The sequence below is a fragment of the Serratia sp. JSRIV006 genome, from assembly GCF_019968685.1.
GTDB lineage: Bacteria > Pseudomonadota > Gammaproteobacteria > Enterobacterales > Enterobacteriaceae > Chania > Chania fonticola_B.
Window position 1 is genome coordinate 4,706,463 of record NZ_CP074137.1, and the last position, 23,739, is coordinate 4,730,201.

General features: G+C 54.5%; 18 protein-coding genes. 9 read left to right on the forward strand and 9 right to left on the reverse strand.

What is annotated here, in order from left to right:
* Positions 1–47: 47 nt before the first annotated feature.
* From KGP16_RS21775 to KGP16_RS21785, 3 genes are read right to left on the reverse strand one after another with little or no spacing between them, the layout of a single operon-like run.
* Positions 48–1,289: a cytochrome c gene (locus tag KGP16_RS21775; RefSeq protein ID WP_223500328.1), complete on the reverse strand. Its 1,242-nt coding sequence runs from the start codon at positions 1,287–1,289 to the stop codon at positions 48–50.
* Positions 1,289–1,840 carry a (2Fe-2S)-binding protein gene (locus KGP16_RS21780; protein WP_021806274.1) on the reverse strand — a complete coding sequence of 184 codons (552 nt, stop codon included), beginning with the start codon at positions 1,838–1,840 and terminating at the stop codon, positions 1,289–1,291. Before KGP16_RS21780 ends, KGP16_RS21775 begins: the two co-directional genes overlap by 1 nt.
* A complete protein-coding gene (locus tag KGP16_RS21785; RefSeq protein ID WP_223500330.1) occupies positions 1,837–4,626 on the reverse strand; it encodes a xanthine dehydrogenase family protein molybdopterin-binding subunit in 2,790 nt (929 codons plus the stop codon). Before KGP16_RS21785 ends, KGP16_RS21780 begins: the two co-directional genes overlap by 4 nt.
* A 255-nt stretch (positions 4,627–4,881) precedes the next feature.
* On the opposite strand from KGP16_RS21785, the gene KGP16_RS21790 reads away from it, so the two are divergent.
* From KGP16_RS21790 to KGP16_RS21800, 3 genes are all read left to right on the forward strand, one after another.
* Complete coding sequence (locus KGP16_RS21790; protein WP_021806276.1) at positions 4,882–5,463, forward strand: NTP transferase domain-containing protein; 582 nt, start codon at positions 4,882–4,884, stop codon at positions 5,461–5,463.
* On the forward strand, positions 5,463–6,437 hold the full coding sequence (locus tag KGP16_RS21795) for an XdhC family protein (protein WP_021806277.1): 975 nt from the start codon (positions 5,463–5,465) through the stop codon (positions 6,435–6,437). The genes KGP16_RS21790 and KGP16_RS21795 overlap by 1 nt, the downstream gene beginning before the upstream one ends.
* A gap of 261 nt (positions 6,438–6,698) precedes the next feature.
* Positions 6,699–8,093 carry a sugar porter family MFS transporter gene (locus KGP16_RS21800; RefSeq protein WP_037375723.1) on the forward strand — a complete coding sequence of 465 codons (1,395 nt, stop codon included), beginning with the start codon at positions 6,699–6,701 and terminating at the stop codon, positions 8,091–8,093.
* A gap of 54 nt (positions 8,094–8,147) precedes the next feature.
* On the opposite strand, the gene KGP16_RS21805 is transcribed toward KGP16_RS21800, so the two are convergent.
* The 3 genes from KGP16_RS21805 to KGP16_RS21815 form a co-directional block, all read right to left on the reverse strand.
* Entirely contained in the window at positions 8,148–9,038 is an 891-nt protein-coding gene (locus KGP16_RS21805; protein WP_223500332.1) for a helix-turn-helix domain-containing protein, read from the reverse strand.
* A 159-nt stretch (positions 9,039–9,197) separates the two neighbouring features.
* On the reverse strand, positions 9,198–10,844 hold the full coding sequence (fumA, locus tag KGP16_RS21810) for a class I fumarate hydratase FumA (RefSeq protein ID WP_021806280.1): 1,647 nt from the start codon (positions 10,842–10,844) through the stop codon (positions 9,198–9,200).
* A 354-nt stretch (positions 10,845–11,198) separates the two neighbouring features.
* Entirely contained in the window at positions 11,199–13,160 is a 1,962-nt protein-coding gene (locus KGP16_RS21815) for a U32 family peptidase (RefSeq protein ID WP_223500333.1), read from the reverse strand.
* A 146-nt stretch (positions 13,161–13,306) separates the two neighbouring features.
* Here KGP16_RS21815 and KGP16_RS21820 point away from each other — a divergent pair, with 146 nt between their 5' ends.
* The 6 genes from KGP16_RS21820 (at position 13,307) to ruvX (ending at position 17,454) form a co-directional block, all read left to right on the forward strand.
* The gene (locus tag KGP16_RS21820; protein ID WP_021806282.1) at positions 13,307–13,807 is read left to right on the forward strand and encodes a SprT family zinc-dependent metalloprotease; all 501 of its coding nucleotides are present in this window, start codon (positions 13,307–13,309) and stop codon (positions 13,805–13,807) included.
* Positions 13,808–13,921: 114 nt separating this feature from the next.
* Positions 13,922–14,620: a deoxyribonuclease I gene (gene endA, locus KGP16_RS21825; RefSeq protein ID WP_223500334.1), complete on the forward strand. Its 699-nt coding sequence runs from the start codon at positions 13,922–13,924 to the stop codon at positions 14,618–14,620.
* A 68-nt stretch (positions 14,621–14,688) separates the two neighbouring features.
* A complete protein-coding gene (gene rsmE / locus KGP16_RS21830; RefSeq protein ID WP_059201752.1) occupies positions 14,689–15,420 on the forward strand; it encodes a 16S rRNA (uracil(1498)-N(3))-methyltransferase in 732 nt (243 codons plus the stop codon).
* A 32-nt stretch (positions 15,421–15,452) separates the two neighbouring features.
* Positions 15,453–16,403, forward strand: a complete 951-nt coding sequence (gshB, locus tag KGP16_RS21835; RefSeq protein WP_024484034.1) for a glutathione synthase — start codon at positions 15,453–15,455, stop codon at positions 16,401–16,403.
* 65 nt (positions 16,404–16,468) lie between these two features.
* Positions 16,469–17,032 carry a YqgE/AlgH family protein gene (locus KGP16_RS21840; protein ID WP_021806286.1) on the forward strand — a complete coding sequence of 188 codons (564 nt, stop codon included), beginning with the start codon at positions 16,469–16,471 and terminating at the stop codon, positions 17,030–17,032.
* Positions 17,032–17,454, forward strand: a complete 423-nt coding sequence (gene ruvX, locus KGP16_RS21845; RefSeq protein WP_021179674.1) for a Holliday junction resolvase RuvX — start codon at positions 17,032–17,034, stop codon at positions 17,452–17,454. The genes KGP16_RS21840 and ruvX overlap by 1 nt, the downstream gene beginning before the upstream one ends.
* On the opposite strand, the gene KGP16_RS21850 is transcribed toward ruvX, so the two are convergent.
* From KGP16_RS21850 to KGP16_RS21860, 3 genes are all read right to left on the reverse strand, one after another.
* Positions 17,417–19,585 carry a fimbria/pilus outer membrane usher protein gene (locus KGP16_RS21850; protein WP_223500335.1) on the reverse strand — a complete coding sequence of 723 codons (2,169 nt, stop codon included), beginning with the start codon at positions 19,583–19,585 and terminating at the stop codon, positions 17,417–17,419. The genes ruvX and KGP16_RS21850 overlap by 38 nt on opposite strands.
* Before the next feature lie 83 nt (positions 19,586–19,668).
* The gene (locus KGP16_RS21855) at positions 19,669–20,112 is read right to left on the reverse strand and encodes a DUF1090 domain-containing protein (RefSeq protein WP_021806288.1); all 444 of its coding nucleotides are present in this window, start codon (positions 20,110–20,112) and stop codon (positions 19,669–19,671) included.
* 122 nt (positions 20,113–20,234) lie between these two features.
* Positions 20,235–23,669 (reverse strand): ATP-binding protein, encoded by a 3,435-nt coding sequence (locus KGP16_RS21860; RefSeq protein ID WP_223500336.1) that lies wholly within the window; start codon positions 23,667–23,669, stop codon positions 20,235–20,237.
* Positions 23,670–23,739: the final 70 nt, after the last annotated feature.

The following is a 23,739-nucleotide window of genomic DNA, read 5'->3' on the forward strand; positions in this document are numbered from 1 at the left end:
TTGACGATCAATAGGCCCGCACGCGGGCCTATTGTTTTTCTTCATCATTAATGGGCTTTACGCAGTGCCTTCACCTGCTCGGCGGTGATATCCGCCGGCAGCCCGCCCCAGGTGACACGCAGGTAATTCACCAGCTCGGCAATTTGCGCATCGTCCAGACGCTCGGCAAAGCCCGGCATGCTCTGCATACTTTCGTTACCGGGGAACTGCTGTGCTGGTAGCCCATCCAGCACCGACACGATCAGGTTCTTGCCGTCCGGTTGGCGCAGCGTGGCGTTATCACGCATCGCTACCGCAACATGCGGTATACCTGCACCATCACGCTCATGGCAGGCGGAACACTGGTCGAGATAGGTGATACGCCCGGCATCACTGCCCTGCCCGATTTTAACGGCAACAGGCTGCGGTGGCTTGTCGCCCATCAGGTAGGTCACCAACGCCCGATGATCTTCCGGCGTCAGATGACGAGTGCTGAGATCGACCACCATGTGCATTTCGCTAAACGCCGAGCCCTGCGGCGCTAACCCGGTGCTGAGGAAACGGCTCAGATCCTCTGGCGTCCAACCGCGCTGAGCCAAAGCCTGCGGCGTGATATCCGGCGCGATAAACCGTCCCAGATCGCCACCCTGCATTGGCTTGTTCACTTCCATCTGCCCCAGCATGCCCCGTGGCGTATGGCATTCGCCACAGTGGCCAAGCACGTCAGACAGGTAACGCCCCCGCTGCCATTCGGCGGAGCTCCCCTGCGAGCTGGCTGGTAACGGATCGCTGTTGCGGAACAGCAAATTCCAACCGATCAGCGCCATCCGCTGGTTGAACGGGAACGGCATATCGTTGGCTGGAATGGCTACGTCCACCGCCGGGCGCGACATCAGATAGGCATAAATAGCATCCGCATCTTCGCGCGAAATGCCTTTGTAGGAGGTATAGGGCATCGCCGGATACAGATGGCGGCCACCCGGAGCCACCCCCTGCGTCAACGCCAGGAAGAAGTCATCCTTGGTCCAGCGGCCAATACCCTGATCGGCAGAAGGCGTCAGGTTGCTACCATAAATGGTGCCGAATGGAGTATCCAGCGGATAGCCTCCCGCCAGCGGTGCCCCACCAGCGGCAGTATGGCAGGCAGCACAGTCGGCAGCCTGCGTCAGATAACGCCCACGGGCAATTTGTTCACTGCTGGCGGTAACCTGCTGGACTGGGCCGTCGTAGCTGCGGTTTTCTCGCCACCACAGCACGGCGATGACAATCGCCGCTATCAGCACAATCAACAATGCGAGACGTTTTTTCATTACGCCGTCTCCTTCAGCAGGCCTGGAGTTTTCAACACCACGTCACGCACCGCCTCGTAATAACGGACATAGCCGGTGCAACGGCAGATATGGTTTTCCAACGCCTGCTCAATCGCGCCTTCCAACCGATCGCGCGGAATTGGCTCACGCTTGAGCTTCTCGACAAAGATGGTGGCCGCATTGACAAAGCCCGGCGTGCAATAGCCACACTGGAAGCTGTAGTGATCGAGGAACGACTGCTGGATCGGCGAGAGTTCAACCACTTCGCCCTGATTATCCACCTGCGCAACGCCTTCGATGGTGCGTACCTGTTTGCCATTGAAAAAGTGAGCGCCGGTGATACAGGTACGGATTTCTTCGCTGGTGCCGCTTGGATGGTCGAGGATCGCCACGCAGGCGTGGCAGATACCCTGCCCGCAGCCGAGACGTGAGCCGGTCAGATCGAGATATTCATGCAGAAAATCGATCATCATCAGCCCTTCAGGTACCTCGATGGGACCATATTGTTTGCCGTTAATGGTCAGGGTAATGGGTTGGGTTTTAATGCTCATGGTAACACCTCAAGAATATTTTCGGCACGAACAGGCAAATCACGGAACCGATGACCGGTGGCGTGGGCAATGGCGTTAACCAATGCTGCAACCACAGGGATCATGACCACTTCCGCCATCCCTTTCGGCGGATCGGTTTCCGAGAGCGCAGGAAGGATGTCACCGGTCTGTTTCCAGACAGCCACATCGCTGGCACGCGGCAAATGGTAACGGTTAAAGTTCCAGGTGCCGTTACCCGGCCCATCTTCGTACAGCGGTAAATACTCATGCAGCGCATGGCCGATCCCCATCGCCAAACCGCCCTGTAGCTGGCCGGAAACCAGCTCAGGCACGATCAGGTTGCCACACTCCATAATCGAATGATGATTTAGCAGTTCAACCTTGCCGGTAGCGATATCTACCGCCACTTCTACCAGCGTACCCACGGCGCTGTAATAGGTCACAGCTGCGTTATTACGTTGGGTTGGCGGGTAATAAACCTGCTCACGTGCCAGAGTGCTGAATTCGCCGTTGCCAATGCGTAGCGACAAACCGTCGACAGGCAGGCGCTCGCTGCGATTATTCAGCTTGAAGTCCGCTTCAGCCCACTGCCAGCGGTTGAAGACGTGCACCACTGCCCCAGTCAGGTTGCCCATCTGATAGGCTTTCTTCGCCAACAGCTCAAACGGCAATATCTGCATACCGGCCGCTGTCAGCCCCCCCTCGACCCAGCGAGCATCTTCTTTACGCACCACCAGCGGTGCCGCCTGGCCGCCACCAATGCCAGACTGCCAGATAGATAGCGCGGCAGGCCACAGCCCCTGTTCAAACACCAACCGGGCCGCTTCGCGCGTGCTGTGCGAGAAATAGTAAGCGGAGTTGCTGGAGCTGGAAGGTGAGCAGTAGCTTGGCGTCCAGTTCGGATTGGTTTGCAGCTTGTCCTGCTCATCCTGCGACATCGTGTAGGGATCGCCGCTGGTCACCATCGGCAACAGGGACCAATCGGTCACCGAGAAATGAGCCTCATCCGCCGGTTTACCCAGCCATTGTGCACATAGCACCGACTGCGACGTTGACATGCCGGTGCCCATTTCTGCCCCGCTGTGATACAGCGAGATACGCCCGTCCTCGCTGAACTCCACGCGAGCAAAGGAAGTTTCGGCTCCAGTGCCAAAGTCTTTCTGCACGCACCCAAAACCCACGCCATAACGCTTACCGGGATATTGGCTCTCAAACTCGGCCTTGCGTTCGGCGCGTTTGCGCCACATCTCATGCTGCGAGGCTTTTACCAGCACTTCATCGGCGCGAATGGCTCCTGCCGGGATCGCCCCCTGGGTATTTTTCATGCCGGACTTAAGCACGTTGCGCAAACGAAATTCGATCGGATCGAGCTTCAGCTCTTGTGCCAATTCATCCATCATCATCTCGGTAGCGGCCATGCTTTGCAATGTGCCGTAACCGCGTGCGGAACCCGCATCAATGGCACGAGAGGCCAACCCGACAGAGGAAAGATCGCTTTTCGGGAAGTAGTAAATCGACTGTGCCGCCGTCGCGCCAACCATCACCACCGATGGCGTAAAGTTACAGCGCCCACCACCGTCGGCGGTCATCGCCCCTTGGAAGGCCTGCAATATGCCCGTCTGCTTGTCTACCGCAATGCGGTAATCCATATCGAAGGCATGGCGCTTGATCGAGGTCTGGAACTGCTCGTAGCGGTCATTAGCCAGCCGTACCGGTAGCCCGTCACCGTACAGCGCGGCAACCGCACCGTAATACGGGAAGTTATAGTGATCTTTTGAGCCGTAGCCCACGGTGTAACAAGGGTGCAGGATCAGCTGTTTGACCGGCTGATGACGTTTGGCCAACATGCGTGGCATTTCGTCCGCCACCTCCTGTGGGGACTGGGTCGGGATCACCAGATGCAAGGTCTGGCTGGCGGTATCAAACCAGCCGTTGGCGTTGTCTGGCTCCAAGGCCGAAGTATCAACAGATTGTGTGGTATAGCGGCGTGACATTACCAACCAGTCCTGGGGTGGGGTTTGCAGCTGATCGGCAATCATCCCGGCGTAATACATGCCTTCCTGATCCAGCTTGCCGCCCTCACGCCCTTCCGGCCACACCGGCAAATGTCTGCGCATTGACAGCGGGAAGATAGGGGTGTCTTTCAGGCTGGAGAAGCGATCGTCATCGAATGGCTGTTCGCCCCCGACGCGCACGTAGCGGAAGCTGCCCCAAGGATCGCGCTGTAACGGGCCGGTTTCAGTACCATACTGGATCACTTCGTCGTGGAATTTCAGCTTGTCTTTGGCAAAGCGGAAACGAGCAAAATCATGATAAATCAGGATTGCCACCGCATGGCCGAGATAGGCTGGGGTTTTCCCTGTAGGCAGCAGCATGTCATCGCCATAAAACGCCGGGAAGGCCAAACCGTCACGCTCAAGATCTTCCGCCGTTACTATCCGATCCGGTTGCAGATCGTCACCCAGCAAGGAGAGATCGATGCCAGTAAACAGACGATCGGCTTTAGTGGCGCGCAGAATAAAGGCATGAGCCTGCTGCTGCGGCCAATGCGGCATATCAACGGCACGAATATCACGGGCAAACACTTTCTGGCCCATGACCTTGGAGCGACCATCTATACGGTAGCGAATGCGTTTAGTCTGCGCATCCCAGTTGGGCGATTGCAGGATCTTTTGCTCAAACAACGCGGCATAGGCGCGGCTGTAAAGAGGCGCGAGGTAGACAGACACCCCCGCTATCACGGCACCTTTGATAAAGCGGCGTCGTGACGGGTTGAAATTGCTCATAAAATATCCTTTACGTTCTTATTTACCCCTGGTATCCAGATGCAGGCATTAGCGCCGTACCCCGAAGGATGGAGGTAAGTCGTTTTTTATCGGTTTTGTTGCGCAACCGCGGGTAACCTTGCCGAAGACGTTATAATCATAAGCTTATAACCAAAATTATGTGAGCATTAACATTTTGTTTTCATAAAATGAAACACTTGGAAATATATAATGCCTCTATAGTGTGGCTGATTTGCGCAAACGCGGGCAGAAAAGATGACGACAGGTATCGTAATTACCGCCGCCGGGCGGGGTGAGCGTTTTATTCAGGCCGGTGGCAGTGGCAACAAACTGAATGCCCTATTGCAGGGTAAAACGGTGTTTGAACATACGCTGCAACAGGCGCTAGCCTCCGGCTTACCGGTGCAGGTCGTCACCCGGCCAGAAAACCTGCCGGTGCAACAGGTGTGTGCCGCGCATCAGGTTCCCTGCACCTTACTGGCCAGCGGTGGTCTGGGTGAGTCAATTGCTGCCGGAGTAGCCGCAACGGCAGACTGGGACGGCTGGCTGATCCATTTGGCGGATATGCCTTTTGTTTCAACGCAGATCTTTGTACAGGTTGCCGCAGCCCTTAGCCAACACGACATCGTACGCCCCTGTTTCCAACAACAGCCCGGGCACCCGGTGGGTTTCACCGCCATTTTGCGCAAACAACTGTGTGCGTTACGTGGCGATAATGGTGCGCGGGAACTGCTAAGCAGTCACGGGCAGGTCTACCTGCTCCATCTCGATAAACCGAGCATCGTGCAAGATATCGATCTCCCTTCTCAGCTAGTGGCCAACGAGTCCGTTAATTAATGCAGCATCTTGATATCACCGTAGTCAGCCAAGCCATCAACTGGCTGGAACAGCAGCCGGTATGGCTGTGTACCGTATTGAACACTTATGGCTCATCACCACGTTCACCTGGCGCGTTGATGGTGGCGACCCGCGACGGACACTATTGTGGATCGTTATCCGGTGGCTGCGTGGAAGAGGACTTTTTGCGCCGTCTGGCGGAGGGAGAATATCAAGCCGCCAGCCAGGTGATCCGCTACGGCGCTGGCGGGCTAACCCCCAGCGTGGCGCTGCCCTGCGGTGGCGTGCTGGACGTATTGATCGAGCATCTGCCCGCAGGCCCTGCCAGCATTAGCTACTTGCGCAATATCGCCGAGGCATTGGCTGGCCATCATGCCCTGATCAAACACCTGACCTTGCCCAATGCCTGTAGCGCACTGGAAACCACCAGCTTTGCCAGCGCAACCCAGGTCGTGCGCAACCAACAGGAGATCCAGTTGCACATCGCCGCCGCTCCTCGGTTGCTGATTGCCGGGCTTTCCAGCGTGGCGCTGTATTGCGCCGACTTTGCCAGCGCACTCGGCTTTGAAGTGTTGGTATGCGAAAACCGCCCGGAAGCGTTGGAAAACTTCGCCACGCAGCTCAAACCGCATATCACCTTGCTGCGCCAGTTCCCGGCCAAATTCATTGAGGCAGGCGGTTGCCACGCCAACACCGCGATTGTGGCGCTGACCCACGATCCGCGTATGGATGATTTAACCCTGATGGAGGCGATCTACACCCCGGCGTTTTACATCGGCGCGATGGGTTCCCAACGGAACAGCGATCGCCGCCGCCAGCGACTGCAACAGATCGCCGAATTCAGCCCGCAGGAACTCGGCCGCATCCATGCGCCGATCGGCCTGCCGCTCGGCAGTAAAACCCCGGCGGAGATCGCACTGGCTGTGATGGCCGATATCGTGCAGCAGAAGAACCAGCTCCGCCAACCCATTTGAGTACCTGGCGCGATCCCTCCGGCTATGACAAATCATTAGCCGCCCAAAAATGAAAGCGATTACACAAATAGACATAAAAAGCCCAACAGACAACCTTAAACCATGGTTTAACATGTCATATTCATGATGTTAAATGTGAACCAATAAACGAATTCAAGTGTAATCGATTACACCAAGTGTGATCGATAGCACGTTAAATCATCACCCAGACCAATAACATAGCCTACTAACGAATCATCTCTTTGGTTAACCGAGGCCGTTATGAGTACATCATCAACAAGTAAAGGCAGATCGAATGCCCAAATGACCTTCTTTGTCTGTTTTCTGGCAGCACTGGCAGGCTTATTGTTTGGACTGGATATCGGCGTGATCGCCGGAGCATTACCTTTTATTGCTCATGAGTTCCAAATCACTTCCCAGCAACAAGAATGGGTGGTGAGCTCAATGATGTTCGGCGCAGCGGTTGGCGCTGTCGGCAGTGGCTGGCTCTCTTACCGGCTGGGGCGCAAATACAGCCTGATGATTGGCGCCGTGCTGTTTGTCATTGGCTCGCTTTGCTCTGCTTTCGCCCCTAACAACGAGGTGCTGCTGGTTTCCCGCGTTCTGCTCGGCCTGGCAGTGGGCATCGCATCCTTCACTGCTCCGCTGTACCTTTCTGAAATCGCGCCTGAGCGCATTCGCGGTAGCATGATTTCCATGTACCAGTTAATGATTACGATAGGGATCCTGGGGGCTTATCTGTCCGATACGGCTTTCAGCTACAGCGGTTCATGGCGCTGGATGCTGGGTATTATCACCCTTCCGGCTTTGTTGCTGTTCGTTGGCGTGTTCTTCCTGCCCCGCAGCCCCCGCTGGTTAGCATCACGTGGCCGTGATGCAGAAGCCAGGAAAGTGCTGGAAATGCTGCGAGATACTACTGATCAGGCGAAGGCCGAACTCGATGAGATCCGTGAAAGCCTGAAAATAAAGCAAAGCGGCTGGGCACTATTCAAAGACAACAAGAATTTCCGCCGCGCAGTCTATCTTGGCGTATTACTTCAGGTCATGCAGCAGTTTACCGGCATGAATGTCATTATGTATTACGCGCCGAAAATTTTCGATCTGGCCGGTTTTGCCAGTACTGCGCAACAAATGTGGGGAACGGTGATCGTCGGTTTAGTCAACGTGCTGGCAACCTTTATAGCCATCGGCCTGGTGGACCGTTGGGGCCGTAAACCTACGCTGAAGCTGGGCTTCCTGGTGATGGCCATCGGCATGGGGACATTGGGTACCATGATGAATATCGGCATGGATACGCCTGCGGCTCAATACTTCGCGATACTGATGTTGCTGATGTTTATTGTCGGTTTTGCCATGAGTGCCGGCCCGCTGATTTGGGTATTGTGTTCAGAGATCCAACCGCTTAAAGGCCGTGATTTCGGTATCACCTGCTCAACGACGGTAAACTGGATCGCCAACATGATCGTGGGGGCCACCTTCCTGACGATGCTCAACAACCTGGGCAGCGCAAATACCTTCTGGATCTATGCCGGACTGAACCTGATATTTATCTTCATTACTATTGCCCTGATACCTGAAACCAAAAATATCTCTCTGGAACATATCGAGCGAAATTTGATGACTGGGAAACCGCTACGGGAGATTGGTTCACACTGATCGAGGCCTTTGATTACCGCCCGTTTCGGGCGGTATTTACATCCGCAACGGCAATCAGGAGCTTGGGCTGGTTTTCTCTGCAAAGGCTTTGTCTGGCACAATCGGGATTAGATACTCATATTCCAGGTACAGTTCTTCATCGCTATCGAGCGAGTAGCTATGCTGCGCGATATCGTATCCTTCACGGCGTACCAGATTAAACTGCGGCAGAAGTTTGGTATAAACGCTGGCGATATACTCATGAAGGGCTACCGGCTTGCCAACATAGCGAAAGCGGCAATAACCGCCACTGATTTCCGGGAGTTCCAGCAACGATTTACCCTGGGCGATAGCTTTATCAACCGCAACAAAATAGTCGACCTTCACCCGCTCACCATCCGGCGTAAAATTGGTCAGCGCATAAAGTTTGTCTGGATTTAATCTAAACTCATCACAAAAACGATCCTTTATTTCATCACGAATTGCAGCGTGGGATTTGCCCAACTGTTCAATCTCGATGTGATAAGAATAATACTGGCCGACCAGCGAGTAGCTGTCTGGTTTAACCTCAACATAATCAATAGAGATATCGCTAGGTTGATTTAGCGACAGCGATTGCACCAGATGGCTGAAGTCACAATTCTGGGCTTTACGGTAGGCACTAGGTGTGACAGAGAAATGTTTTTTGAAACAGCGTGAGAATGTCTGTTGGGAATCGAACTGATACTCCAACGAAATATCCAGAATGCTTTTCTGCGTAAAGCGTAATGAGAAGGCCGCCAGAAAGAGGCGACGGGCGCGGATATAAGCAGCAAGTGGCAGGTTGGTCTGTTGGCGGAACATGCGCTGCAGATACCATTTCGAGTAGCCGGATTTTTCGCAAACAATGTCCAGTGATAGTGGATTGCGTAGGTTGTTTTCTATCCAGACCAGTAACTCTTTGATATGCGTTTCCTGCGTCACCATTACTTTTCCTAGCCAAAATTGTCCACGGCAATGGTATACAGATTTATTTAGAGCGTCCAAAGCGACGACACTATTTTACAAAGGCTGACGAATTCATAACAAACATCGCAGCTTGTTACTCACAGAAAAGCCGCCCACCAGGGGCGGCTATCAATCAGATTACTTCACACAGCGCGTACATTGAGATTCCTGGATCTTCTGGAAGAAATCATTCCCTTTGTCATCCACCAGAATAAAGGCCGGGAAATCTTCCACTTCGATTTTCCAGATCGCTTCCATACCCAGTTCAGGATATTCCACGCACTCCAGGCTCTTGATACTCTGCTGTGCCAGCACCGCAGCCGGGCCACCAATGCTGCCAAGATAGAATCCGCCGTGCTTATGGCAGGCATCCGTCACCTGCTGGCTGCGGTTACCTTTGGCCAGCATGATCATGCTGCCGCCGTGTGACTGCAGCAGATCGACATAGGAGTCCATGCGCCCTGCCGTGGTTGGCCCCAGAGAACCCGAAGCATAACCTTCTGGCGTTTTGGCCGGGCCCGCGTAATAGATCGGGTGATCTTTCACGTACTGCGGCAAACCTTCTCCACGATCCAGGCGCTCTTTCAGCTTGGCATGGGCAATATCACGCCCAACGATGATGGTGCCGCTCAGGGAAAGGCGGGTAGAGACCGGATACTGTGACAGCTGCTTGAGGATTTCGGCCATCGGGCGGTTCAGGTCCACCTTGATCGCTTCCCCTTCACCCGCGCGGCGCAGTTCCTGTGGGATAAATTTACCTGGGTTATGTTCCAGTTTCTCCAGCCAGATCCCCTCACGGTTGATCTTACCTTTGATATTACGGTCGGCGGAGCAGGAAACCCCCATCCCCACCGGGCAAGAAGCGCCATGGCGTGGCAAACGCACTACGCGCACATCGTGGGCAAAGTATTTGCCGCCAAACTGTGCACCCAGCCCCAAATTCTGGGCTTCTTTCAGCAGTTCCTCTTCCAGCGCCACATCGCGGAACGCCTGGCCGTGTTCGTTGCCTTCGGTTGGCAGCTCATCATAATATTTGGTTGAAGCCAGCTTCACGGTCTTCAGCGTAGCTTCCGCCGAAGTGCCGCCAATCACAAAGGCCACGTGGTATGGTGGACAGGCCGCGGTGCCCAGAGTACGCATCTTGTCGACCAGATAGTCTTTCAACTTACCTGGGGACAGCAGCGCTTTGGTTTCCTGATACAGATAGGTTTTGTTAGCCGAACCACCGCCCTTGGCGATGCACAGGAATTTATACTCGTCACCATCCACGCTGTAGAGATCGATCTGCGCAGGTAAGTTGCTGCCGGTATTGACCTCCCGATACATATCCAGCGCGGCGTTTTGCGAATAGCGCAGGTTGTCTTCGATAAAGGTGTTGTATACCCCACGCGACAAGGCTTCTTCGTCCCCGCCTCCGGTCCAGACGCGCTGGCCTTTTTTACCCATGATGATCGCCGTGCCGGTATCCTGGCAGGTTGGCAAAATACCCTTGGCGGCGATTTCTGAGTTACGCAAAAATTGCAGCGCAACGTACTTGTCGTTCTCACTGGCATCGGGGTCATTGAGGATATCCGCCACCTGCTGCTGATGCGCAGGGCGCAACATGAACGAGGCGTCGTGGAAGGCGTGCTGGGCGAGCAGAGTCAGGGCTTGCGGGTCAACTTTGAGGACTTCCTGGCCGGCAAATTCGCCGACGGAAACGTGGTCACGGCTTAGCAGATAGTATTCGGTATCGTCTTTCTTCAGCGGGAACGGATCTTGATAATGGAACGGTTTATTCGACATTGATCTCTCACTTGCAACATCAGCTGCGTTAAATTCACACTTACCCAGCGTGCTCGGGGCGCGCTGCGTCAAAAAAACTCCCCACACCTTACGTATTTTTAGGTAGTCAGTTATTGCGCCAAATCGCAAAATAACCTCTATTAACGTAGGGACTTAACGCTGGCGTTGTTTTTCTGACCTCATCCGGTGAGAACTGCGGGTACAGACTCATCATGCACGGATTATTATCCCGCAGTTAACACAATGATTACAATCAATGTGAGTCGATCGGCTTATCATTGTAGGAAAATAACATTGCAACGATTTCCTTACGGCCCCGTTTCCACACCAAGCCGTTTTCATTCATCACCTAGGCTATTTTTTCTTCCCTGGTAACGTCGCCATTAGCTCCTCTACCGAGATCCCCCCTGCCACACTCCCCGGCACCGGCATCCGCAAAATATGATTTTTGATCTTCCCAATCACATGCATCTCACACGGCTTGCAGTCAAACTTCAACGTCAACGCCTCACCCTGATGCACCAACTGCATCGGCGATGCCCGCCCCTTCACACCCTGTACACCCTTGGCCTGTTTAGGGCAGAGGTTGAAGGCGAAGCGCAGGCAGTGCTTAGTGATCATCACCGGCACATCCCCTTTTTCTTGGTGTGCCTCGTAGGCGGCATCAATCAACGTGACACCATAACGCTGGTAAAACTCACGCGCCTTGTGGTTATAAACATTGGCAAGAAACGTCAGGTGCATTTCCGGATAAACCGGCGGCGGCACGGAAACCGGTTTGCGGCCACCGCGTTCGTTTTGCGCCAGGCGTGCTGCGTCCAGTGCGTCCACCGCATCGCGGCGCAGTTGGTTGACCTGGCTGTTGGGTATGAAGCAAACCACCGGCAGATCAAGATGAACGTCACGCGGGTAATAAAGGGTTTGCCCCAGTTTGCTCAATCCGTCACGCAGTGTGACAAGCGCTTTTTCCGGCTGGTTGGCGGCGCCGAATTCGCCCTGCAGCGTATGGCTGACGCTGATGCCCTCTTCGCTGATCAGGGTCAGCGTCACTCCGTCGCTGCTTTGTGTCAGCAGAATATCGACGGCGATGCGGCGTTCCGCCGAGGTTTTTAGCAACGCCTGTTGCCAGTTGTGATCGAGGTTGCGATTAAGCGGATGCTGTGGACGCAGCTTATGCAGATCTGCCGGCATTTCGTTAGGCCAAACCCGGTAGCGCCCTTCGGCAATTTTCTCTGTCTTATTGGCACGGAAGCCGACGATATCGCGCTTGATCAGCACGTTAAGTCCATCGCCATTGGTCAGCGATTCTTTTACTTCCACGTCCAGATGATCTTTACCCACCTTTAGCACTTCTCCTATAGGCAGGCCAATGAACTTGGGTGAGTCAAAGGCACCAATATCCATCTGGCGTTGGTTAACGAAGTAATCGGTACTGCCACGGTGGAAGGTTTTATCCGGCGACGGAATAAAGAAGTGTTCCGTGCGGCCTGACGATGCCGGCGTCAGATCGGAACGCTCGTTGAGAATGGCATCCAGATGCTGACGATAGTACGCGGTGATGTTTTTCACATAGCTCATGTCCTTATAACGCCCTTCAATCTTGAATGAGCGAACACCGGCGTCGATCAGCGCCGTCAGGTTGCGGCTTTGATCGTTATCTTTCATCGACAGCAGATGCTTTTCATACGCTACTACTCGCCCCTGATCATCTTTCAGGGTGTAGGGAAGCCGGCACGCCTGCGAACAATCGCCACGGTTGGCACTGCGTCCGGTCTGAGCATGGGAAATGTAACACTGGCCGGAGAAGGCCACGCACAACGCACCATGGATGAAAAATTCGACGGCAGCGTCGACGTTGTCACTGATAGCTTTTATCTGACTGAGATTCAGCTCACGCGCCAATACCAACTGGGAGAAACCGGCATCGGAGAGGAAACGAGCCTTCTCTACGCTACGAATGTCGGTCTGGGTGCTGGCATGCAGCTCAATTGGCGGAATATCCAGTTCCAGGATCCCCATATCTTGCACGATAAGCGCATCAACTCCGGCGTCATACAGTTGATGGATCAGGCGGCGTGCCGGCTCCAGCTCGTCGTCATGCAAAATGGTGTTGAGGGCGATGAACACTTTGGCCCGGTAACGGCGGGCAAATTCAACCAGCCCGGCGATATCGCTCAAGCTGTTGCCAGCATTGTGACGGGCGCCGAAGCCTGGGCCACCGATATAGACCGCATCAGCCCCGTGCAAAATAGCCTCACGGGCAATACCTGCATCGCGGGCGGGACTGAGTAATTCAATCTGGTTAGATAAAAGCATGAGTATCGCCGTTAGGGTAAGTGTGAAATCGCCGCTATTTTAGACACAAACATCGTACATACAAGCTTTGCATAACGGTAGACCATATACTTTTCCCTACTGCCCCCGTTGCCAGCCGACACGCCATTGCTTAAGCTAGCGCCACTATGAACAGAGTAAGAATCCCCATTGCGCTGCAACAGGCGGTAATGCGCTGCCTGCGAGACAAATTGCAGCTGGCGCGGCAGCATTTTGCCGTCGAGTTCCCAGAGCCCAAGATCCTTTATCAGCAACGCGGCACCAGCGCGGGCACCGCCTGGCTGCAAGCCTGGGAAATCCGCCTCAACCCGGTGCTGCTGATGGAAAACCAACAGCCGTTCATCGACGAAGTGGTCCCCCATGAGTTGGCTCATCTGCTGGTCTTCCGCCAGTTTGGCCGCGTGCCGCCGCATGGCCGGGAATGGCGCTGGATGATGGAAAACGTATTGCAGGTTCCTGCCAGCCGTACCCACCAGTTTGAGACCCGCTCGGTACAGAGCAAAACCTTTCCCTACCGCTGCGATTGCCAGCAGCATCAGCTGACCCTGCGCCGCCATAATCGGGTGATGCGCGGTGAGAGCGAATACCGCTGCCGCCAGTGTGGTGAAAAGCTGACATTTTCCGGTTAATCAATGCGGTTATTAATTATATTTATAAGTTAAAACAATCCATTATCTCTATTTGCACCTGTCGGTGACTTCCGCTACCCTGCCTGCCTTTCCAATTTTGAGCTGTTTTGGAATATGCATCGCAAAATTTTATTTTTAGTCGTATTAACGGTCTCTAGCGGCACGCTAGCCAAGGGGATTAATAACTTTACCCAAGCCAAGGCTGCCGCCGCCAAAATCAACCAGGATGCCCCAGGCAGCTTTTATTGTGGCTGCAAGATCGACTGGCAAGGTAAGAAAGGTGTTCCCGATCTTGATAGCTGCGGCTATCAGGTGCGTAAAAATGCCCAACGCGCCGAGCGTATCGAGTGGGAACATGTGGTTCCGGCCTGGCAGTTCGGCCATCAGTTGCAGTGCTGGCAACAGGGTGGGCGTAAAAACTGCAACAAGGATCCGGTTTATCGCCAGATAGAGATCGACTTGCACAACCTGCAACCCGCCATCGGTGAAGTAAATGGTGACCGCAATAACTTTATGTACAGCCAGTGGCGGGGTGGCGAAGGGCAATACGGACAGTGTCAAATGAAGGTAGACTTCAAGAACAAGCAGGCCGAGCCACCTGCCCGTGCGCGAGGTGCCATTGCCCGCACCTACTTCTACATGCGCGATCGCTACCAGTTGCCGCTTTCACGCCAGCAAACCCAGCTGTTTGAAGCCTGGAACCGCCTGTATCCGGTCAGCGCCTGGGAATGTCGACGTGAAGCACGCATCGCCATGGTACAAGGGAATCACAACCCTTATATTCAACAGGCTTGTCAGCAGCAAAAAGGCTGACCTACTATAGTGCTTTCGCGCTGCCCTCCGGCAGCGCCGTATCATTGAGCCAGGATCTGACAATCATTATGCGTAAACCCCGCATTTACCATCCAGAGCCCTTGAGCGCCAGTGCAGAAATTGCATTGAGCGAGGATGCCGCCAATCATGTCGGCCGCGTGCTGCGGATGAGCGCCGGGCAGGCACTGCAACTGTTCGATGGCAGCAACCAGGTGTTTGAGGCAGAAATCACCCGGGTGGATAAAAAGAACGTGCTGGTTCAGATCAACGCCGGGCAACGGGAAGATCGCGAATCACCGCTCAACTTACATCTTGGCCAGGTGATCTCCCGAGGCGAAAAGATGGAATTCACCATCCAGAAATCCATTGAGTTGGGGGTGAACGTGATCACTCCGCTATTTTCCGAGCGCTGCGGCGTTAAACTCGACGGTGAGCGCCTGGAGAAAAAACTCCAGCAGTGGCAAAAAATCGCCATCGCGGCCTGCGAACAATGCGGCCGCAACCGCATTCCGGAAATCCGCCCAGCGATGTCTCTGGAACACTGGTGCGCCGAGCAGGACGATAGCCTCAAGCTGAACCTGCATCCACGCGCCAGCCAAAGTATCAATACCCTGCCGTTGCCGGTAGTGAGCGTACGTCTGCTCATTGGGCCGGAGGGCGGATTATCCGCCGAAGAAATTGCCATGACCACAGACTATGGATTTACTGATATCCTGCTGGGGCCACGCGTTTTGCGTACAGAAACCACCGCGCTCACCGCAATTACCGCTTTGCAGGTCCGTTTCGGCGACCTGGGTTAAGAACCTGTCTCACAGGTTCGTAAGGAGAAGAGATGATCAAGCTCGGCATCGTGATGGACCCTATCGCATCCATCAATATCAAAAAAGACACCAGCTTTGCCATGCTGCTCGAAGCGCAGCGCCGCGGCTGGGAACTGCATTATATGGAGATGAACGATCTCTATCTGCATGCCGGTGATGGCCGTGCCCGCACGCGCCTGCTGAACGTGAAAGAAGACAAAGAGAGCTGGTTCAGCTTTGGCAGCGAGCAGGATCTGGCGTTGCAGGATCTGGACGTGATCCTGATGCGTAAAGATCCGCCGTTCGACACTGAATACATCTATGCGACCTACATCCTGGAACGTGCCGAAGTGAAAGGCACGCTGGTGGTCAACAAGCCACAGAGCCTGCGTGACTGTAACGAAAAGCTGTTCACCGCCTGGTTCCCGGAGCTGACGCCAGACACCTTGGTCAGCCGCAGCGCTGCCCATATCCGCAAATTCCACCAGCAGCATGGCGATATCATCCTCAAGCCGCTGGACGGCATGGGCGGGGCCTCGATCTTCCGCGTGAAGCAGGACGACCCCAACCTGTCGGTGATTATCGAAACCCTGACCGAGCACGGCAGCCGCTTCTGCATGGCGCAAAACTTCCTGCCAGCCATCAAGGATGGGGACAAACGCATCCTGGTGGTGGATGGCGAACCGGTGCCTTACTGCTTGGCGCGTATCCCTGCCCAAGGCGAAACCCGTGGTAACCTGGCCGCAGGTGGCCGTGGTGAAGCGCGCCCTCTGAGCGAAAGCGACTGGAAAATTGCCCGCGCGGTTGCCCCAACGCTAAAAGAGAAAGGGCTGATCTTTGTTGGCCTGGACGTGATTGGCGATCGCCTCACCGAGATCAACGTCACCAGCCCAACCTGCGCCCGTGAGATCGAAGCCGCATTCCCGGTTTCCGTCACCGGCATGCTGATGGACGCCATTGAAAAACGTCTGGCCGCGAAGTAGGCCGACGACGCGCCCTCTCTCATTGGGAGAGGGCATGCATTTTACTTCCGAATTGAATTAACGCCATGAATTTACAGCACCATTTCCTGATTGCCATGCCCGCAATGCAAGATCCGCGCTTCAAACGTTCGGTGATATACGTTTGCGAACATAATGACGACGGAGCCATGGGATTAGTGATCAACAAGCCCGTGGAACATTTCACCGTGGAGACGGTGCTGGAAAAACTCGATATCAAGCCTTCACCACGCGATCTGGCGATCAGCCTGGACAAACCAGTGTTCGCTGGCGGCCCGCTGGCTGACGATCGCGGCTTTATTCTGCATACCCCACGCAAAGGCTTTGGCTCCAGCATTCAGATCTCACCGGCCACCATGATCACCACCTCGAAAGACGTGCTGGAAACGCTTGGCACGCCAGATCAGCCCACCGATGTGCTGGTGGCGCTTGGCTATGCGGGCTGGGAAAAGGGCCAGTTGGAACAGGAACTGCTGGAAAATGCCTGGCTGACCGCCGAGGCCGATACCGACATTCTGTTCCACACGCCGATCGCCAACCGCTGGCGCGAAGCCGCCAACCGCCTTGGCATCGATATTCGCAGCATTGCCAGCCACGCAGGACACGCCTGATGACTAACCGCACCATTATCGCCTTCGACTTCGGGACCAAAAGCATCGGCGCAGCGATCGGCCAGGAAATTACTGGCACCGCTCGAGCGCTGGCGGCCTTTAAAGCCCAGGACGGCGTACCTGACTGGCAGAAGATCGAGCGCCTGCTGAAAGAGTGGCAGCCAGACCTGGTGGTGGTTGGCTTACCGTTGAATATGGATGGCACCGAACAGCCGCTGACCGAACGAGCGCGTAAATTTGCCAACCGGCTGCATGGCCGCTTTGGTGTGCAGATTGCCCTGCATGATGAGCGCCTGAGCACCGTGGAGGCACGGGCCAATCTGTTTGACCATGGGGGATTCCGCGCATTGGATAAAGGCAGCGTCGATTCTGCCTCCGCCGTGGTTATTCTGGAGAGCTGGTTTGAGCAGCATCCGGGCTGATTTTCCGTGCTGGAGCAAAGCGGCTGAACATGATCGCACCAGCGGTAGGCACCACTTCCTGATCAGATTCAGGCAATTCAAGCGTATCCGGTAGTTCAAGGCTGTCCAGCGTCAGACTGTTGATACGGTACGGCGTCAGATTGCCTATCAGCGCATAGCCCCGCCAGTCGGTGGTGACGCCATACTGATTATCGATGCCAATCCCCGGCGTCCCAGGCACACTGACGATGGCCACGGTTTCGCCTAACGTCTGCCCAAGCGTGAGTCCTTCCTGATGCGCCATCAGGCTGCCAGCAAGCTCCAGATTCTGCTGGCGATAGCCTGCCCCTTGCGAATGACCTACCCGCAGGTCACCTGCGTTATATTGATAATTGGCGCTCAGATCCTGGCTACTGCCATTGCGTTGACTTTGGCTAGTGCTGGCGTTGTAGCTCAGGCTATAGTCGTCAAGCAGTGTACCACTGACGCCTATCCGCCGGCTGTCGGTCCGATCGTTAGCCAACGTATGATCATAATTCAGCTTCATACGTGGTGCGCCGATCGCGTTCAACGGCAGCGAGACAGAGAGCCCCAACTGTGCCTGCTCTTTGCCATACGAAGGGCGGTTATATTCCGCATACAGCGCAACGTCTACCTTACCCAGGCTGGCGCTGAAGCCCATCTCGACGCTGGTTTCACCTCTTTGATTACCCCGCGTGGCCTCTCGAGCCAACGTCAGGTAAAGGCTGTCTGAATCGGACAGATACTGGTTATAGCGCGCTTCCAGGCGATACTTTTTTTCCTCGTCAAAGTCACCGACAAAAATGCCGTCTTCCCAGTCCCACCAATAGGTGCTCTGCTGCTCTATCGCCGTGCCAAACGTACGATAGCGCTGCCGCGGATAATATTGCGCCATCAGGCTGAGGGAAGACTCCCAGGCCGGGAAAGCCTTGGCGTAACGCATACGCGCCATGCCGCCGGTGTCCGGCGCTGAACGTCTTGGCTGACGGGCAGATGAAAACGTGTAATCCGCCGAAATCGCTCCCCAGTGGTTAAGACTCTTGCCAATCCCGACCGCCACGCTGCGATAAATATCTGCCCCCTGGAAACCACCATACAGCGTAACCTTCCTCGGGAGCCCATAACTGAGCGAGGCCTGAGCAAAGCCTGGCTGCTCCTCTTCCATACCGTAATAGGGTTGGTATTTACCCACCGAGGCGTCATAGCGCCACTGGCCGGCGTAAACCAGGTTGGGCATGGAGGAGTAGGGGATCTTTCGTTCGGTTTCGGTACTGTCGCTTTCGCGTATCGTGACGGTAAGATCCCCCTCAAGCGCGGGCGGATAGACATCTTTCAACACGAATGCTCCCGGGGAAACAAATGTCTGATAGATAACTTCACCGTTCTGGCGCACCCTCACTTCCGCATTACTCCGTGCGAAGCCACGTATCCAGGGGGAAAACTGCCGCAGGCCATCCGGTAGCATTCGGCTATCCGATACCAGGCTGATGCCACGGAATCGGACGTTATCGAATAAAACTGATGGCGTCACGCTGTCGCCCAAAGTCAGCGTGGCGCGCCAGGCTTTGAGATCCCGATAGGCTAGCGCCCTTTCGGTGTGCCAGGTCGGGTTGCCCCAGATCTCTTTCTGATAGACGGGCTGATAACGCAGCCGCCAAGGGCCCACGTTTACCCCGGTGGTAATATCGGCATACAGGCTTTCGTGCCGCTGCGTATCGTGATAGTTTTCGCCCGCATAATGGCCGTAATTGAACTGATAGTTAACAAATGCCGCATTAATACCGTCATTCCAGCGGCCTGCCAGCTTGCTGTCACCCAGCATGCCTGCCGGGATATCTACCGTCAGTAATTGTGCTATCGGCTCATAGAACACCCCAATTTTTCGGGCACTCAATGCGTCGGGCAGAATACAGCCCTCAGGGGTCGTTTCCATCACTATCGCGGCATCACGTATCCCCCACTCACGTAGCAAGGGGGCATTAATACACGGCTGCTCATCCAGCCCCAGGTTAACGGCCACCTCGCCCTTAAAGTTATCGTTAATAATGAGATAGACGTTATTTATTTCAGCCCTGGCACCGTTAACCAACAGGCCTAACGACATAATGGCAATATGAAAAGTGGGTTTCATTCGTTCCCTGAGTGCAAACCACAATATTTATCCGACACAAAAAGAGGCGCATCTGCGCCCCTTAATTACCAAATCATGACTGTTTATTTCTGTGCAGCGGCCAGTTCAGCACGAGCCTGCTTCAGCTCTTGCTTGATTTCTTTTACGTCAGCCTGCTTTTCTTGCAGTTTTTTCTGGTACTTGGCCACTTTCTTGGCGTCACCTTTAGCCTGAGCTTCGCGCAGGTCGGCTTTGATTTCCTGGACGTCTTGCTGCTTGTCGGCCAGTTTCTGTTCCAGCTTGGTAACTTTCTTCTGCGCATCCTGCAGCACGCTACCGTTGGTGCAATGGGCATTAACTTCGCTCAGAGCACGCTTCAGACCCGCTACGCGGTTGTAGTTACCGTACTTCTCTGCCTGCTGGATCTGATATTCGATCGCAGCACGCTTGGCGTTACAGTCGTAAGCCGCATTAGCCATGGTAGAGAAGCTGGCGCCCAGAACCAGAACCAGTGGCAGAATCGCTAATTTAGTGGTGTTTTTCATCATTTTATCCTTAAACGTTATTACACATGAGGAGCCCAAAAGCCCCCCTTCCTGTGCAACAAAGAATAAAATGATCGCCCTTACCTTAATATCTGCAGAAGGCTTAATCACTCTGTAGGAAGGGACTATTCTCCTGTAGTCCGTTGTACCTTCTTTAAGCTACTGAGCAGCCGTTGCGCTTCCCCCAGCACCGCCGTTGCGGTGGCCTGAACGGGGTTGTCATGCAATGACTGACAAGCTTGATTCAGTTTTTCAGCATTCACCAACCGCGCCGCACCAGCCAATTTATGGGCCAACGCCCGTATGCTTATCAGGTCCATCGGTTGTTGCTTCATGTCCATGGCAAGTTGCGTACAGTCCTCATGCAAGCAATCCAGCAGGGTTTGGATGAACTCTTGCAATACCTTTGGCTGGCGCAATTCCGCTGGTAAATCTTCCACGACAAACGCAGGCTCCTCTTCACTGTTCCCCACATCAGCCAGTGGCAACGTAGACAATTTCGCTTTTAATATGCTCAGGTTAACCGGCTTAAACAGGCAGTCATCCATTCCCGCCTGCAGACAGGCCTCCCGTGCACTTTCTTGCGCATTGGCCGTCAGCCCCCAGATCACCGTAGGAACGGACTGCTGTTCACGCTCGAGGTGCCTGATTTGGCGGCTCAGGCTGTAACCATCGCGTTCAGGCATCTGGCAGTCGGTGATAATCAGGTTGAAGCTGTCCTGCTCCAACAGCTGCAGCGCCTGCTCCCCATCCCCCACCGCACTGGGCTGATGGCCAAGAAACTGCAACTGTTGGGTCAACAACATTCTGCCCGCCGGATGATCTTCAACGATCAGTACCCGCAGCTGGGATGATGCCATCGGGGCGGGTTCCTCCAGAGGTGTTTGAGGGGGGAATTTCAGCAATCTCGGCACCGAAAGCAGCACGGTGACCTCGCTGCCAATACCCACCTCACTGTTCAATGCGATGGTCCCTCCCATCATCTCTACCAGCTTGCGGCAAATATACAGCCCTAGCCCCGTCCCGCCAGCCTCCCCATTGCCCTGAGTAAAGGGTTGGAAAAGACGCGCTTGAGTAACAGCATCAATTCCCTTGCCAGTATCAGAGACACGTAGCCGCAGATCCGCTCGTTCTTCGCTAATCTGATCGACCACGACGCTGAGTGTGACCTGCCCTTGCTCGGTAAACTTGATGGCGTTACTCACCAGATTGGATAGCACCTGCTTGAAACGCATAGGATCTACTAACACATCGCCAGTGATCCCCGCGTCAATATCCAACCTGAACGCTAACCCTTTTTGGCGTGCCACACCGTCAAATAACATCGCCACGGCTTCAATCAGGCGACGGATATCGGCACGCTGTGGATGCAGGATCAAACGGTCCGCCTCAATGCGTGAGATATCAAGAATGTCACCAATCAAGGCCAGCAGAGAATGGGCGGACTCATGTGCAACACTCAGCAGTTCTCGATCTAAAGCTTCCTCCCGTTGCGGGCGGTTCAGCAACAGTTCCAACATGCCGATAATGGCATTGAGCGGGGTACGGATCTCATGGCTCATGGTGGCCAGGAAGGTGGTTTTAGCCCGGTTGGCACTGTCTGCGCGCTCTTTCGCCTGCTGTAACTGCGCAATCAGGCGATCGCGTTCGGTCACGTCAAACCACCCGCCGATTTTTCCTTCAGCACGCTGATCCTCAGTAATTAACAATTGGCCCCACTGCTGCAAAGTACGCGACTGGCCCCCCAACTGCATAACTGATAAAACCTGTTCCTGCTCACCACCCCGGCCAATATCCAGCGTAACAGGCAGTTGCAGTGGGTAATTTTCCAGTGAGCTACCGACGACTTTCTCTGCGGGAGCATTGATGGCATTAAAAAACGGCGTGTTCGCCATCACTATCTGGTCTTTCAGATTGGTGATGTAAATCGGCAAGGGCACGCTATCGATGATCGCCTGGCAACGCTGCACCAGGCGGCGCTTACTGCGCAACCGGCTGATAACCAAGACTATCACCAGCATTGCCAGCAACAGAACGATCAGTAACCACGCTGTGGAATAACAGTGGGCAAGCAATTCTCCATCACCCGGGGTACCTTCAAGCAGATAGGTGTTGTTATACCAATTGCTGGTCATCGCATGGATATCCTCTGGGGGGATATTCAGCAATGCCTTGTCGAGGATCGTTGCCAGGGGATATTCATTACCAGAGACACCAATCACAAAACGCGCCGGTTCAATATCCAGAGCACTCAGAATACTAAGCCCCGATGTGGGCTCCCGAGCCAGGAAATAATCGGCGCTAATCATCGGCAACACGAGTGCTTCAGCCTTTCCTGCTTTTAACGCCTCAATACCGGCTTGGGGTGAAGGCACGGTAATGATCCGGCTCTCGGGGTACTGTTCCCGCAAGATAACCTGCAGAGGGTGCCCTGCGACCAGGGCAATCAACTGCGGAGGATCTTGGCTAATCTGCTCCTGGATCCCCAGCAATACCCAAGAGTTGAATAAATAAGAACGAGTGGTCAGCAACCCGTTAGGCCAGATTGCATCTAGCGTCACGCCAGCGACAATGTCAGCCCTGCCGGTTTTCACTGCATCCAGGGAGTCTTGCAGTGATTGCGCGCGGATAATGTCAAACTTGAGCCCTATACGGCTAGAGATAGCCTCCATCACATCGGCTGTCAGACCACGGAACTCCCCCTGAACGTCGAAGAAGCCCAGAGGGGCAAAATCGCCATTAACGGCCAAGCGCACCCTGGGATGTTCTTCCACCCACTTTCTTTCCAGTGAGGTCAGCAGCAGGTGTTCATCGCTTTGTGACATGGGGATCCCGCCATTCCAGCGGCTTTGGATCTCTGCATGGGTGCTTTCCGGAATGCTCGCTAAAACAGCGTTCAATATTCGCTGTAAACGCACATTCCCCTTGGCCATGCCAAAGGAGAAGCCTTTGATGTCCTGTTGTGGCAGCAATTGCAAACGCAGATTGTTCAGGTTGCCCTGATTGATTAAATAGCGAGCCACCGTGGCATCACCAATAAAAGCGTCCAGCTTCTTGAACGACAACGCCTCCAGCGCACGGCGCGGTATGTCAAAGACCTGATAATCTGCCGGAAAGCGTGCTATCAAGCTCTGATTACCGCTGTATAGGCGTTCGATAGCAATGCGCTTGGGGGGATTCTGTTGCAGCAGGCTATCGGTGCGCACCACCAATGCCGGTGAGGCAGAGACATAAGGTGTAGAAAGCAGCATGTCGGGATCGGCTACGCTTTTTGCAGCGACATTGCCGATCAGATCGACTTCTCCCTTATCCAGACTCCTCCGTAAGGCTGAGGCATCTTCGTAGTAACGCACCTTTATCTGTACGTTAAGGTTATAGCCGACGATCCCCAGGTAATCAGCATTGATACCACCATAATCCCGGGTGCCACTGATGATATCAAAAGGAGAATAATTGGGGGCCGCAATGCCGAAAACCAGCACACGTTTACGGCGCAACCATTGCCAATCATCACTGGTCAGCTCGGGCTCGGATAATTGAACCTGGCTACGGCTAAGCAAATTAGTTTCACGAAACGCGGGAACTTCCCCAGCGGAAACACCACAGCAAAAAAACAAAAGTATCAAGAGC